Origin of the sequence: Caballeronia grimmiae, from assembly GCF_022879615.1 — a bacterium.
GTDB lineage: Bacteria > Pseudomonadota > Gammaproteobacteria > Burkholderiales > Burkholderiaceae > Caballeronia > Caballeronia grimmiae.
Genome location: NZ_CP084272.1, coordinates 390162 through 403645 on the forward strand (window position 1 = coordinate 390162; position 13484 = coordinate 403645).

Here is a 13484-nt window from a genome sequence, read left to right on the forward strand (position 1 = left end):
GTCTGCTCCTTGAAAGAGACGGTCAGGGCTTTTCGTCGGGGTCCATGTCCATCATCAGCGGCACCGAGGCGTGCTCGTGCACCACGCGCCAGTCGCCGTCTATTTTTCTGAAACATACGGTGGCGCGAACGAGGTCGTCGCGCCCGCCCGCCGCCACGCGATTGAGCGAGTGCAGAAACGCTATGTCGCCGCTTGCCGCGATATGCATCTCCCTGAACTCGAACGTGAACGGGCCATTGATGCTGTCGAACCAGCGCTGCCAGTTCTCGCAATAGTGCTCGACGCCCTGCATCGACGCGGGCGGTACGACATCGAACACGACTGCGTCCGCCGCGTAATGCGCGACCAGCGCAGACGTGTCTTTTGCGAGCACCGCTTGCCGCCACGCCTCGGCAATCTCGCGTATGCGCGCTTCGTCATTCATACGGTCGTTCGGAACGGGCATGGTGCCTCCACACGTGACGGTATTCCTACGATGCACGCCTGTCGTGACAGAACAACGGCAAAGGCGCACGCGAAATAATTCTTCGCTTGTGTACACCGTCCACAAAAAGTAGCAGAGATAATGGACGCTGTCCACATAGCGCATCGCCCTTGCAAGCAAAATGACAAGACCGAACGCGACGAAAGCGCGAAGCACTTACAGACATGGCGATCTGCGCCGTGCGTTGATCGACGCCGGCATTGAGCTTGCGCGCGAGGGCGGGCCGGATGCAATCGTGCTGCGTGAAGCGACGCGCCGTGCGGGCGTCGTGCCTAACGCGGCGTATCGGCATTTCGAAAGCAGGCAGGCGTTGCTGTCGGCGGTGCGGTCGGCGGCGTTGTCATCGGTGGCTGCGGCGATGGAGGACGAACTGGCCGCGCGCCCGATGAAGCGTCGCCGCGCCGATGCCGCGCGCTCGGGGCTGCGCGCGATCGGCGCGGGTTATTTGCGTTTCGCGCAGGAGGAGACGGGATTGTTCCGCACCGCGTTTGCCGCGCCGCAAGCGGAGTGGGCCGAGCACGACGCGCCCTATGGCGCGGGACCGAGCGGTCTCGATCCTTTCCAGCTATTGAGCCGCGCGCTCGATGAGATGGTGGAGGCGGGTGCGCTCGAAGCGCGTCGCCGCAGGCAGGCGGAGTATCTGGCGTGGAGCGCGGTGCATGGATTTGCGCTGCTATTGATCGAAGGTCCGCTGCAAGGGCTCGGTCCTGAAGAGATCGAGCCGCTTGCTGCGCGTCTGCTTTCGATGGTCGAGCAAGGCTTATGAGCGTTTAGCCGTTGTTTTTCGCATCGACGCTTGCCACCGGTTCGACGATGCTCAGGAGCAGCAAGAGACAGAGCAGGGACGTGCCGAACATATAGAGGAACACGCTCGTCCAGCTATAGCGATCGAGCAGCAGCCCGACGGCGAGCGGGGCACACGCGCCGCCGATCTGCCCCAGCGAATTGACGATGCCGAATGCCGTCGGATACGTCGCTTTCGTGGCAAGTCCCATCGGATACGCGGAATAGCCCGCGAAGCCGATGCCAAGCATGAGGCCGGACATCATCAGCGCCGCGCCCAGATAAGCGACGCTGTCGGGGGCGTCGATCAGCGCGAACATCATGATCATGGTGCCGAACGCGCCGAGCATCATCATCGGCTTGCGGCGGCCGCCGAGCAGACGGTCCGAGATCACGCCGCCGAGCATGTTGCCCGCTACCGCGCCGATGAAAGGCGCCGACGCGAGAAAGCCCATCTTGACCGAAGCGAAGCCCTTCACAGTGACGAGATACGTGGGAATCCACGAGATGAAGATGTTGCTGATGCCGATCATGCAGCCATAGCCCAAGGCTACGCCGAAGATATTCCATGAGCGGAACACCTGGCGAATCGTGTCGAGCGGGGCGACGCGCTTCGTGCGATTGATGGCGTCGAGCCAGGGCATCGGTTCGAGGTGGCCGCGGCTCGCAGCTTTGGCTTCGCTCATGCCGGCGGACGCTTCATCGAGAATATAGCGGCGTTCTTCGGGCGAACAGAACCTGTTTTCCCCGGGCGAATTCGTGACCAGCACCATCCACACGAACGCGAGGACGATACCCGGCACCGCGAACACATAGAAGATTTCACGCCATCCCCAAAGCTGGATCACGATGATGCACACGGGCGGCACGATCAGCGGCCCGAGCTTCGACGCTGCAATCCAGAGGCCCGTTGCCGTGCCTTTCTCTTTGGCCGGAAACCAGCGGTTGATGATGTTCGTGCAGCCGATGCCGAGCGGTCCTTCCGACAAACCAAGGCCGACGCGATACGCCTGAAGCAGGAACACCGACGACGTGGTGCCCATGAGTCCAGTGAAAACGGACGTCAGAATCAGGAACACGGAGAAAAGAAAACCCGTGGTCTTCTCGCTGAGACGCTTGTAAAGCAGGCCGACTGGAATCTGCACGAAGCCATACGCGAACGAGAAGAGGCTGACGATCAGGCCAGCCTCGGTATTCGTGATGTGGTATTCCTTCTTGAGATAGGGCAGTGCGATGCCGAAATTCGCGCGGTCCGCGCAAGCGATGGCCCAGATACAGAAGATCAGGCCCATCACGATCCATCGATGACCCGTGCGCTTGCCCGCAATGGGCTCGGCCTGCACGGACGAGACAACGCCTTCAGCGTTATTCATGTGACTTCCTCCGGTTCATTCGACGCGAGGAGAACATCGCGCATGGGTTGAACGCGTGTTCTTGCGAAGGGACAGCTTCAGCGGGCGGGGCCGCTAAAACGTGCGAAGGCGGGGAAGTGCAACGGAAGTGCGAATGTAAGGCTCGATTTCACGCTGATGTCTCCGATCAGATTCAAGGCAATTTTTAGTGTTCTTTCTGCCGATGAACCGATTCTCACGGCGGACGTGATCAGCCGTCCAATCTTTTATTGCTATTACCTGATTCCCGTATTGAATCGGTTGTGGCGCTCCGTGTGAAGCATCGAATCGTGGATCAATTGATAGCGATTTGGGATTGGACGCGCACTGGAAAAGACGACATGATCCGTCGCAATCCACCGCCCGCGACGAACGCGATTCACACGGAGACACTCTCTTGAAGCCCAACATCCTGCAACTGAATCCCATCCTCGTGCCCGCAATCAACGACACCTTGAACGCACGGTACATGATGCATCGCCTCTTCGAACAGGACGACAAAGAGGCGTATATCCGCGAGCATGGTGCATCGATCAGAGGCGTCATCACGGGCGGGCATACGGGAATCTCCAATGCACTCATCACGAAGCTGCCGGCGCTCGAAGTGATCGCGGTCAATGGCGTGGGCACGGATGCCGTCGATCTCGAATTCGCCCGCTCACGCGGCATTCCGGTGACGGCCACCTTTGGCGCGTTGACCGAAGATGTCGCGGATCTGGCTATCGGTTTGATCATTACCGTGCTGCGCGAGATCTGCCCGGGCAATGAGTTCGTCAAGGCCGGCAAGTGGCAGTCCAATCCGAGTCCCGCTGCGATACCGCTGTCGCGCCGTTTTAGCGGCAAGCGCGTGGGCATCGTCGGGCTGGGGAAGGTCGGCCGGGCGATCGCACAGCGCGCATCGGCGTTCGGCTGTCCGATCGCTTATACGGACATTCGCCGCATGGACGATGTCGAGCATCGCTTCGTGCCCGATCTTCTATCGCTTGCTCGCGAAAGCGACATTCTCGTGCTGGCCGCCGCAGCGGATAAAGCGCAGGGCATCGTCAATGCAGCCGTGCTCGATGCACTCGGCAAGGACGGGTATCTCATCAACGTTGCGCGCGGCAAGCTGGTGGCGGAACACGATCTCGTCAATGCGCTGAAGGGCGGCGTGATTGCAGGCGCGGGCCTCGATGTGTTCGTCGATGAGCCGAATGTGCCGTCCGAGCTGTTCGGCATGGATCGCGTGGTGTTGCAGGCGCATCGCGCGAGCGCGACCGTGGAATCGCGCACGGCGATGGGCGAAATGGTGCTGGCGAGTATCGCCAAGGCGCTTGCAGGTCAGCGTCCTGAAGGCAGCCTCACGACCTGATTGACGCGGCGACGCAGCGCGATACCGCTGGAAGCGCACCTATAATGATCGGCTATGCCGTCACCCGCGCCGTTTGCGCCGATCACGATGCTCGACCTTGGACAAGTACGTTGCTTCGTCGCCGCCGCGACGGAGCTGAACTTCCGACGTGCCGCCGCGTTGCTCAACATGACGCAGCCGCCGCTCAGCAGGCAGATTCATCTGCTTGAAGAGAACCTGGGCGTCAAGCTGTTCGAGCGCATTGGACGCACCGTCAAGCTGACGACCGAAGGCCACGTTTTCCTCGCCGATGCATCGCGGTTGCTCAATCTCTCCGAGCAAGCAGAAAGCGCCGTCCGGCGCGCGAGCAAGGGCAAGACGGGGCGCGTGCGAATCGGCTTCACGGGCGCGGCGGGGTATGAACTCATTCCGGAGGTGCTCGTTGCCGCACGGCGCGAATTGCCGGATATCGATGTCGTGTTGCTCGAACTCATTTCAGTCGCACAGATCGAAGCCTTTGCCGCCAATGCAATCGACCTTGGTTTTCTCAGGCCCTTGCCGTCGCGTCAGAAGCTCGAGTTTCAGCTTGTCGACAGAGAGCCTTTGATCGTCGCACTGCCAGCGGGTCACGCGTTATGCGGCCATGAACAGATCGCGCTCCGGCAACTCGATCAGCAACCGTTCATCATGCACTCGCCTACGCACGGAAAGTACTTCTATGAACGAATCATGGGCATGCTTGCTGCGGAAGAAGTGAATCCGCATTTCACGCAATATATCGATCAGACGCCGACCATTCTGTCGCTCGTACGCGCCGGGCTTGGTGTGGGCATTCTGCCAGCATCGGCGCAACGCTTCCATTACGACAACGTCGAGTTCCGCCTGATCGCGAACCACAGCGTGCAAGCGGAAATGAGCATGGCCTGGCGCGCGGATCAGGACAATCCCGCCGTCACCGCTTTCAGGCTGATGGCGGCGGATCACTTTGCCAGCAAGGCACAAAGCTGACTACAAGATGTGAAGCGCCTTCGCCGTCGCATTGATCGCCGCGTTGGCCCTGGCGACGATCTCATCGATCTCATCGTGCGTCACCACGAGCGGCGGCGATAGCAACATGCGGTCGCCGCTTGCGCGCATCACGAGATTGCCGTCGAAGCTGAAATTGCGGCACAGGGTTCCGACCTCGCCGCCATTGGCGAACCGCTTGCGATTGAGCGGATCTTCAGCGAGTTGGATGCCTGCAACGAGACCCGCACCGTGTATCTCGCCGACGAGCGGATGATCGCTCAGCGCATCACGCAATCGCTGCTGGAAATACGGTCCCGCATCGTCTTTGACGCGTGCGACGATGCCTTCATCGCGCAATAGCTTCAGGTTCGCGACCGCGACGGCCGCCGCGACCGGATGTCCGGAATAAGTGAAGCCGTGATTGAACTCGCCGCCATCAACGATCGCATCCGCGATGCGGTCCGACAGCCCGACCGCGCCCATCGGGACATAGCCGCTCGTCAGACCCTTCGCCATCGTGATGACATCCGGCGCGAATCCGAAGTGGCGATGCGCGAACCATTCACCCGTGCGCCCGAATGCGCCGATCACTTCATCGGCAATCAGCAGAACGCCGTGTTTGCGGCAGATGCGTTCGATCTCCGGCCAGTAAGTCGAGGGCGGAAAGATCACGCCGCCCGCGCCCTGAAACGGCTCACCGATGAACGCAGCGACGTTCTCTGCGCCGAGTTCGACGATCTTCGCTTCGAGTTGACGTGCACGCGCGAGGCCGAATGCTTCGGCGTCCATTTCGCCGCCTTCGCCGAACCAGTAAGGCTGATCGATATGCGCGACATGCTCGATCATCGACGGCATCTGCTCGTGCATGTAAGTCATGCCGCCGAGCGTGGCGCCCGCGATCGTCGATCCGTGATAGCCGTTGTGTCGCGCGATCACATAACGCTTGTTCGGCTTGCCTTGCAAAGCCCAATAGCGATGCACCGCGCGCAGCGCCGTATCGTTGGCTTCAGAGCCGCTGTTGCAGTACAGAAAGCGATTGAAGCCTGCCGGAGCCAGTTGCGCGAGCATGTCGGATAGCTCGATCACCGGCGGATGCGTCGTTCTGAAGAACGTGTTGTAGTAGGGCAATGCCTGCATCTGTGTGGATGCGGCATTGACGAGTTCGCGCCGTCCATAGCCGACGTTGACGCACCACAGCCCTGCCATGCCATCGATGATGCGCACGCCATCCGAGTCCCACAGATAGACGCCATCCGCTTTCACGATCACGCGGCTTCCCGCGCGATTGAGTTCCGCCATATCCGAAAAGGGATGCAGATGATGCGCGGCATCGAGCGCACGATAATGCGCTGTCGAGTGGATACGATCATTCATGTTTGCCTCCGCTATCAGACGTGCAGCAAGAGATGCTTGCGTTCCCATGAGCTGATGACACGGAAGAACGCTTCGTATTCGGTTTCCTTCAACGCAAGATAGGCGCGCACGAACTTCTCGCCGAACATGTCCGCGAGCGGCTCACAGGCGCCCATTAGCGTCAATCCTTCGTCGAGATTGCGCGGCAACTGAAAGGGCATGCGATAGCCGTCGCTGGTGAGCGGCGCGGTCGGTTCCAGATGCTGCGTCATGCCGAGATAGCCGGCCGCAAGCGTTGCCGCAATCGCGAGATAAGGATTGCAGTCCACGCCCGGAATGCGATTCTCTATGCGCCTTGCTTCGGGCGACGCATGCGGCACGCGAAAGCCGACCGTGCGATTGTCGTAGCCCCACTGGACGTTGATCGGCGCGGCCATGAAGCGCGAGAATCTTCGATATGAATTGATATATGGCGCGAAGACCGGCATCAGCGCAGGCGTGTACTTCTGCAGCCCCGCGATGTAGCTGTAAAACAGGCCCGTCGCTTCGCCATCGCGCCCGGTGAAGAGATTGCGCCCGGTCTCTTCATCGACGATGCTTTGATGCACATGCATGGCCGAGCCCGGTTCGTTCTCCATCGGCTTGGCCATGAACGTCGCATACATCTTGTGGCGCAACGCGGCTTCGCGCACGGTGCGCTTGAACAGAAACACGCGGTCCGCGAGATTGAGCGCATCGCCATGCAGAAAGTTGATCTCCATCTGCGCCGCGCCGACTTCGTGAATCAGCGTGTCGACTTCCAGTTCTTGAACCTCGCAATACTCATAGATGTCTTCGAAGAGCGGATCGAATTCGTTGACCGCGTCGATGGAATACGCTTGCCGGCCCGTTTCCGCGCGGCCCGTGCGGCCGACGGGCGGCTGCAACGGAAGGTCGGGATCGCGATTAACGTCGACGAGAAAGAATTCCAGTTCGGGCGCGACCACGGGCCGCCAGCCTTTATCCTCGAATTTCTGAAGCACTTGACGCAACACGCGGCGCGGCGAAATGGCGACCGGCGTGCCGTCGAAATGCACGCAGTCGTGAATGACTTGCGCGGTCGGGTCCGTGGCCCACGGAATCAGGCGGATCGTCGATGCATCCGGCACGCAGATCATGTCGGGATCGGTCAGGCCCGTGAAGCTCGCGTCGTCGGGATAATCGCCGGTCACCGTCTGGATCATGACGGCCTGCGGCAGGCGCATGGATTCGCCCGATTCGAACTTGCTGCGCGGAATGATCTTGCCGCGTGCGGTGCCCGCCATGTCGGGAATGATGGCTTCGATTTCAGTGATGCGATGCTTGCGCAGGAATTCGTCTATGCGTTCCATTTGCGTGCTCTCTTTCCGATGCGTTTTCATAGGGCGCGCGCATCTCCGGCCTAGGCGGGAGATGCCGGCCGCAAAGCGTGCAGACGAGCCTGGCCCGCGCGAATGCTCGCGCTCAAGCGGCTGTCGAGCGAAGAAGCGGAAGAAACGGAAGAAGAGGCGCTACGGCAGCAGCGAAGCCACGCCGACGCAATCCACGGCGATGAACGCGCGCGCTGCAATGGCGTTGCGTCGCCGCACTGAGCGGCGAGACAGGATGGTGACGACCGGCATGAAGCGGCAATCGGGATAGATGCCGCAGCGATCGGTGAAGAAGCGGCTCGCGCTTCTGCTAACCAGAGGGCTTTGGACGCTCACGATAATGCTCGTTTGGCGAAATTGAACTACTCGAGGGATGGCGGCGCATGGCCACTGAGTCCCTCTAGCGAGAATATACGAGCCATCGGCGCCGTCAAGCCGTGTTTTCCAGCGCAGAGGTTTTTGTCATGCAGAAAGGCTCAGTCCAATTTGATTGATAATGTCGCCTCGTCGTTCTTTTGCCTTCTCGTTTTCAACGCGCCCGATGCTTGCCAATCTGCTCGTCCAACTCGTCAACGGTCTCGCCGATGCCTGTGCGCTCTTTCTCGTTGCATCGGGACTCTCGCTGATCTTCGGCGTGACGCGCATCGTCAACTTCGCGCATGGCTCGCTGTATATGCTCGGTGTGTACGTGGCCTATAGCCTGACGAGCCGTTTCGGTGCAAGCGTGGCGGGTTTCTGGGCATCGGTCGTGGCCGCAGCGGTCGTCATCGGCGCATTGGGCGCGGTGATCGAAATCGGCGTGCTGAGACGCATCTATCGCGCGCCGGAGCTATTCCATTTGCTCGCGACCTTCGCGCTCGTATTGATCTTTCGCGACGCCGCGCTTTATCTGTGGGGCCCGGAAGATCTGTTCGGCCCGCGCGCGCCGCATCTCGCGGGTGCGGTGCAAGTGCTCGGCCATGCGTTGCCAACTTATAACCTCATGCTCATCGTGACTGGACCGCTCGTGCTCGCCGCGCTCTGGTATGCGCTGACGCGCACTCGCTGGGGCACGCTCGTGCGCGCGGCCAGTGCGGACCGCGAGATGCTCGGCGCGCTGGGTGTGAATCAGGCGTGGCTCTTTACCGGCGTGTTCTTCGTCGGCGCATGTCTCGCGGGGTTGGGCGGCGCATTGCAGGCGCCGCGCATGTCGGCAAATCTGGCGCTCGACATCGCGACGATCGGCGATGCCTTCGTCGTCGTCGTGGTGGGCGGCATGGGCTCGATTCCCGGCGCGTTCGTCGCGGCTCTGCTGATCGCGGAGATCAAGGCGCTGTGCATCGGCATTGGACACGTGTCGATCATGGGCGTGGACTTCTCGTTGTCGCGATTCACGCTGGTCGCCGAATTCGTCGTGATGGCCGTCGTGCTCGTGTTGCGGCCTTGGGGGCTCTTCGGGCGTCCGCAAGCCATCGCACGTTCCGCCGCGCCCGCCGACAGGCCGCTCGTTCCCGCGACGCGGCGCATGAAGTTCGCGGCGGGCGTCGTCGTGTTGGTGCTCGTGCTCGCGCCGCTTGCTGCAAACGCTTTTCCGTACATGCCGGTGCTGCTGGTCGAGATCATGATCGCCGTGCTGTTCGCCGCAAGCCTGCACTTCATCATGGGGCCGGGCGGCATGCATTCGTTCGGACATGCCGCTTATTTCGGCCTTGGCGCATACGGCGCGGCGTTGTTCCTCAAGGCATTTTCCCTGCCGATGGAAGCGTCGCTCGTTCTATCGCCGATCATCGCGGGCTTCGGCGCTATCGTCTTCGGCTGGTTCTGCGTGCGCTTGTCCGGCGTCTATCTCGCGATGCTGACGCTCGCGTTCGCGCAGATCGTATGGTCCGTCGTGTATCAGTGGGACGCCGTGACGGGCGGCAGCAACGGCCTGCTCGGGTTGTGGCCATCGCCGTGGCTTTCGTCGCCGGTCGCCTTCTATTACTTGACGTTGTTAGCCGCGATAGCGGGCGTCTGGTTTCTGCGCCGCATGCTGTTCGCACCGCTCGGTCTTGCCATGCGCGCGGGCCGCGATTCGCCTTTGCGCGCGGAAGCAGTCGGCATCGACGTGGCGCGCGTGCAATGGTTTGCCTTCGTCGTTGCATCGCTCGTGTGCGGACTTGCAGGCTCACTGTACGCGTTCTCGAAGGGCAACATTTCACCGGACGTGATCAGCGTCGCGCGTTCCGTCGACGGCCTCGTCATGGTCCTGCTAGGCGGCATACAGACGCTGACCGGGCCTATCGTCGGCGCTGCGGTGTTCACTTGGTTGCAGGACACCGTCGCGCGGCAAACCGACTACTGGCAGGCGCTGCTCGGCGCGGCCATTCTCGTGCTCGTCATCGCGTTTCCGCAGGGTATTGCAGGCTTTCTGCGCGATCGATTCCCGGAGGCGCAATGACGCTCTTGCGCATCGAACATCTGTCGAAATCGTTCGATGGCGTGCAGGCCGTCGATGACGTGTCGTTCTCATTGAAGGCGGGGGAGCTACTTGCGCTCATCGGTCCGAATGGCGCGGGCAAATCGACGTGCTTCAACATGATCAACGGGCAACTCAAGCCAGGCGCAGGCTCGATCGAACTGGACGGTCAACGGATAGCGGGGAAGCGTCCGCGCGACATATGGCGGCTCGGCGTAGGCCGCACGTTTCAGATCGCAGCCACGTTCAATTCGATGACCGTGCTCGAAAACGTGCAGATGGCCTTGCTGTCGCACGAACGGCGCGTTTTAAGCCTGTTTTCACGCATTGCTTCGTGGCGCGAAGACGAAGCCATGGCGTTGCTCGATCTCGTCGGCATGGCGGGCCATGCGCAACGCAGTTGCGCCGTGCTGGCTTATGGCGATGTCAAGCGCGTCGAACTGGCCGTTGCTCTGGCGAATCGCCCGAAGCTGTTGCTGATGGACGAGCCGACCGCCGGCATGGCGCCCGAAGAACGCAACGCGTTGATGGCGCTGACCGCGCGCCTTGCGAAAGAGCGCAACATCGGCGTGCTCTTCACGGAGCACAGCATGGACGTGGTGTTCGAATATGCGGATACGCTGATCGTGCTGGCACGCGGCAAGCTGATCGCGCAAGGCGATGCCGACGCCATACGCAACGACTCGCGCGTGCGCGAGGTGTATCTTGGCACGGGCGCGTCGTTCAGTCCGCATGCCGCGCTCAACGACGGAGCCGCACGATGACGCTGCTCGAGGTCGGCACCCTCAACGCATTTTATGGCCGTGCGCAGATTCTTTTCGATGTCGCCTTCGACGTGCGGCCCGGCGAAGTGGTCGCCTTGCTGGGCCGCAATGGCGCGGGCAAGTCGACGACCATGAAGGCCATCATGGGCCTGTTGCCGCGTACGACGGGCGCGATATCGTTCATGGGCGAGAGCATTATCGGCTTGCCGCCGTATCGCATCGCGCGCATGGGACTGGGCTATGTGCCGGAAGACCGCCGCATATTCGGCGATCTGACCGTGATGGAGAATCTCGACACCGGCCGTCAGCCGCCGCGTGAAGGCGCGCCCTCGTGGACGCCCGAGAAGCTCTTTCGCGTGTTTCCTGACCTGGACGAAATGCGGGGCCGCCGCGCGAGCCGCATGAGCGGCGGCGAGCAGCAAATGCTGACGATCTCGCGCACGCTGATGGGCAATCCGCGCGTGGTGCTGCTCGATGAGCCATCCGAGGGCGTGGCGCCGGTCATCGTCGAGCAAATGGCCGATATGATCCTCGAATTGAAACGTGAAGGCATCGCCATTGTTCTGTCGGAGCAGAATCTGCACTTTGCGGCGCTCGTCAGCGACCGCGTTTATGTGCTCGAAAAAGGCCAGATTCGCCATGAAGGCCCGATGAATGAATTCGTTCGCGACGATGCCGCGCGTCGTGCGTACCTGGGCGTTTGAGCGTCGATGCTCGCGCGAAAACAATATCGCTAAAGGAGAAAGATTGATGACGATTCGTGCAGGACAATTGCTCAAGCTCACTTTGACCGCCATAGCGGCGCTAAGCGCTTTCGAAGCCCACGCGGACGCCATCAGGATTGGCGAAATCAATAGCTATAAAGCGCAGCCCGCTTTTCTGATGCCCTATAGAAACGGCTGGAATCTCGCGCTTGAACAGATCAATGCTGCAGGCGGCGTCAACGGTAACAAGCTCGAAGTCGTCTCTCGCGACGACAACGGCAACCCCGGCGATACCGTGCGCGTGGCGCAGGAACTCGTCGCCCGCGAACAGGTGAAGCTTTTGTTCGGCGGCTATCTGTCCAACACGGGACTCGCGCTCGCTGACTACGCCAGGCAGCGGCGCATATTCTTTCTCGCCGCCGAACCGCTGACCGACAAGATCGTCTGGCAGAACGGCAACAAGTACACCTATCGCTTGCGGCCTTCCACTTACATGCAGGTGGCGATGCTCGTGCCGGAAGCGGCCAAGCTCAAGAAGAAGCGTTGGGCGCTCGTCTATCCCAACTATGAATACGGCCAGTCCGCGGTGGCGACCTTCAAGCGCCTGCTGAAAGCCGCGCAGCCCGATGTCGAATTCGTCGCGGAGCAAGCCACGCCGCTTGGCAACGTGGACGCGGGCGCGGTCACGCAAGCCCTGGCCGATGCGAAGCCCGACGCCATCTTCAACGTGCTCTTCAGCGCGGACCTCGGCAAGTTCGTTCGCGAGGGCAACACGCGCGGGCTGTTCAAGGATCGCGCGGTGGTGTCCTTGCTGACCGGCGAGCCGGACTATCTCGACCCGCTCGGCGCGGAAGCGCCCGTGGGCTGGATCGTGACGGGCTATCCGTGGTATTCCATCGATACCTCCGCGAACAAGCAGTTCGTCGCTGCATATCAGGCGAAATACCATGACTATCCGCGCCTGGGCTCGGTCGTCGGCTATACGGCGATGATGTCGCTTGCCAATGGCCTCAAGAAAGCGGGCAGCGCCGATGCCGACAAGCTCGCAGCCGCATTCAAGGGCTTGCCCGTCGATACGCCCTTCGGTCCGATCGTCTATCGCAAGCAGGACAATCAATCGACGATGGGCGCCTACGTCGGCGTCACCGCGCTGAAAGACGGCAAGGGCGTGATGACGAATTTCCGTTATGTAGACGGCGCGAGCGTGCAACCATCGGACGAAGAAGTGAAGAAGCTGCGCCCGGCAGATTGATCAGTCTTTGGGAAAGGGCTTGCTGAAGTATTTCGATCCGGCAAGCCCGAAACGCCACGGCACATCCATCGCCTTGCTGATGCCGATGCGCGGCCCCGATACGATGTCGAACGCTTCTTCGGGCGGCTCGATATGAAAGGGCGCTTCCAGCAGCGACATGCCGTTGTTCTTGTGCGTGATGCCGAGCGCCTGCGCGACGCGCCCCGGTCCCGAGCACAACAGCTTGAGCGGTTCCAGTCCGCGCCGCTCGCGCATCGCGTCGATGCCGGTCAACGGTTCGATTGCGCGAATCAGCACCCCCGCGCCGTGACCGGCTTCGCGGCACACGAAGTTCAGGCACCAGTGAATCCCATACGAGCGATACACATACGCATGCGCGGGCGGCCCGAACATGACCATGTTGCGGGGCGTGGGGCCTGAGAAGCTGTGCGATGCCGGGTCTTCGCGATCGTAAGCTTCGGTTTCGACGATACGGCCGCCAACGCCATCCACGGTCACGATCGCGCCGATGAGACGGCGCGCGACCACGTCCGAGGCGGCGGAAAAATCGATGGGATCAGGGTTCGCTTTCACACCCGGCATTCTACGGG

Annotated in this window: 13 protein-coding genes; 7 read left to right on the forward strand and 6 right to left on the reverse strand. The window is 61.3% G+C overall.

Annotated features, from left to right (window positions below):
* Positions 1-22: 22 nt before the first annotated feature.
* Positions 23-445: a YybH family protein gene (locus LDZ21_RS15455; RefSeq protein ID WP_244795688.1), complete on the reverse strand. Its 423-nt coding sequence runs from the start codon at positions 443-445 to the stop codon at positions 23-25.
* A gap of 160 nt (positions 446-605) precedes the next feature.
* Between LDZ21_RS15455 and LDZ21_RS15460 the strand changes: the two genes are divergently transcribed.
* Positions 606-1250 carry a TetR/AcrR family transcriptional regulator gene (locus LDZ21_RS15460; protein WP_244795689.1) on the forward strand — a complete coding sequence of 215 codons (645 nt, stop codon included), beginning with the start codon at positions 606-608 and terminating at the stop codon, positions 1248-1250.
* Between the two features lie 4 nt (positions 1251-1254).
* On the opposite strand, the gene LDZ21_RS15465 is transcribed toward LDZ21_RS15460, so the two are convergent.
* Positions 1255-2640 carry an MFS transporter gene (locus tag LDZ21_RS15465; protein ID WP_244795690.1) on the reverse strand — a complete coding sequence of 462 codons (1386 nt, stop codon included), beginning with the start codon at positions 2638-2640 and terminating at the stop codon, positions 1255-1257.
* A 415-nt stretch (positions 2641-3055) separates the two neighbouring features.
* Here LDZ21_RS15465 and LDZ21_RS15470 point away from each other — a divergent pair, with 415 nt between their 5' ends.
* A complete protein-coding gene (locus tag LDZ21_RS15470) occupies positions 3056-4009 on the forward strand; it encodes a 2-hydroxyacid dehydrogenase (RefSeq protein WP_244795691.1) in 954 nt (317 codons plus the stop codon).
* An 87-nt stretch (positions 4010-4096) separates the two neighbouring features.
* Positions 4097-4996, forward strand: a complete 900-nt coding sequence (locus tag LDZ21_RS15475) for a LysR substrate-binding domain-containing protein (protein ID WP_244795867.1) — start codon at positions 4097-4099, stop codon at positions 4994-4996.
* On the opposite strand, the gene LDZ21_RS15480 is transcribed toward LDZ21_RS15475, so the two are convergent.
* The 3 genes from LDZ21_RS15480 to LDZ21_RS15490 form a co-directional block, all read right to left on the reverse strand.
* Positions 4997-6370, reverse strand: coding sequence for an aspartate aminotransferase family protein (locus tag LDZ21_RS15480; protein WP_244795692.1), 1374 nt, complete (start codon positions 6368-6370; stop codon positions 4997-4999).
* 14 nt (positions 6371-6384) lie between these two features.
* Entirely contained in the window at positions 6385-7719 is a 1335-nt protein-coding gene (locus LDZ21_RS15485; RefSeq protein WP_244795693.1) for a glutamine synthetase family protein, read from the reverse strand.
* A 159-nt stretch (positions 7720-7878) separates the two neighbouring features.
* Positions 7879-8073: a hypothetical protein gene (locus LDZ21_RS15490; protein ID WP_244795911.1), complete on the reverse strand. Its 195-nt coding sequence runs from the start codon at positions 8071-8073 to the stop codon at positions 7879-7881.
* Between the two features lie 205 nt (positions 8074-8278).
* Between LDZ21_RS15490 and LDZ21_RS15495 the strand changes: the two genes are divergently transcribed.
* The 4 genes from LDZ21_RS15495 to LDZ21_RS15510 are packed head-to-tail and all read left to right on the forward strand — an operon-like array spanning position 8279 to position 12894.
* Positions 8279-10156, forward strand: a complete 1878-nt coding sequence (locus tag LDZ21_RS15495) for an ABC transporter permease (RefSeq protein ID WP_244795694.1) — start codon at positions 8279-8281, stop codon at positions 10154-10156.
* Complete coding sequence (locus LDZ21_RS15500; protein ID WP_244795695.1) at positions 10153-10938, forward strand: ABC transporter ATP-binding protein; 786 nt, start codon at positions 10153-10155, stop codon at positions 10936-10938. Before LDZ21_RS15495 ends, LDZ21_RS15500 begins: the two co-directional genes overlap by 4 nt.
* On the forward strand, positions 10935-11642 hold the full coding sequence (locus LDZ21_RS15505) for an ABC transporter ATP-binding protein (RefSeq protein ID WP_244795696.1): 708 nt from the start codon (positions 10935-10937) through the stop codon (positions 11640-11642). Before LDZ21_RS15500 ends, LDZ21_RS15505 begins: the two co-directional genes overlap by 4 nt.
* Positions 11643-11688: 46 nt before the next feature.
* On the forward strand, positions 11689-12894 hold the full coding sequence (locus LDZ21_RS15510; protein WP_244795697.1) for an ABC transporter substrate-binding protein: 1206 nt from the start codon (positions 11689-11691) through the stop codon (positions 12892-12894).
* On the opposite strand, the gene LDZ21_RS15515 is transcribed toward LDZ21_RS15510, so the two are convergent.
* Complete coding sequence (locus LDZ21_RS15515; RefSeq protein ID WP_404980973.1) at positions 12895-13476, reverse strand: DNA-3-methyladenine glycosylase; 582 nt, start codon at positions 13474-13476, stop codon at positions 12895-12897. It lies immediately after the preceding gene.
* Positions 13477-13484 lie beyond the last annotated feature (8 nt).

What these genes read in the sequence shown, in the direction of transcription:
- LDZ21_RS15455 (WP_244795688.1), bottom strand. Translation starts at nt 445, where the DNA reads ATGCCCGTTCCGAACGACCGTATGAATGACGAAGCGCGCATACGCGAG.
- LDZ21_RS15460 (WP_244795689.1), top strand. Translation starts at nt 606, where the DNA reads ATGACAAGACCGAACGCGACGAAAGCGCGAAGCACTTACAGACATGGC.
- LDZ21_RS15465 (WP_244795690.1), bottom strand. Translation starts at nt 2,640, where the DNA reads ATGAATAACGCTGAAGGCGTTGTCTCGTCCGTGCAGGCCGAGCCCATT.
- LDZ21_RS15475 (WP_244795867.1), top strand. Translation starts at nt 4,097, where the DNA reads ATGCTCGACCTTGGACAAGTACGTTGCTTCGTCGCCGCCGCGACGGAG.
- LDZ21_RS15480 (WP_244795692.1), bottom strand. Translation starts at nt 6,370, where the DNA reads ATGAATGATCGTATCCACTCGACAGCGCATTATCGTGCGCTCGATGCC.
- LDZ21_RS15485 (WP_244795693.1), bottom strand. Translation starts at nt 7,719, where the DNA reads ATGGAACGCATAGACGAATTCCTGCGCAAGCATCGCATCACTGAAATC.
- LDZ21_RS15495 (WP_244795694.1), top strand. Translation starts at nt 8,279, where the DNA reads ATGCTTGCCAATCTGCTCGTCCAACTCGTCAACGGTCTCGCCGATGCC.
- LDZ21_RS15500 (WP_244795695.1), top strand. Translation starts at nt 10,153, where the DNA reads ATGACGCTCTTGCGCATCGAACATCTGTCGAAATCGTTCGATGGCGTG.
- LDZ21_RS15505 (WP_244795696.1), top strand. Translation starts at nt 10,935, where the DNA reads ATGACGCTGCTCGAGGTCGGCACCCTCAACGCATTTTATGGCCGTGCG.
- LDZ21_RS15510 (WP_244795697.1), top strand. Translation starts at nt 11,689, where the DNA reads ATGACGATTCGTGCAGGACAATTGCTCAAGCTCACTTTGACCGCCATA.
- LDZ21_RS15515 (WP_404980973.1), bottom strand. Translation starts at nt 13,476, where the DNA reads ATGCCGGGTGTGAAAGCGAACCCTGATCCCATCGATTTTTCCGCCGCC.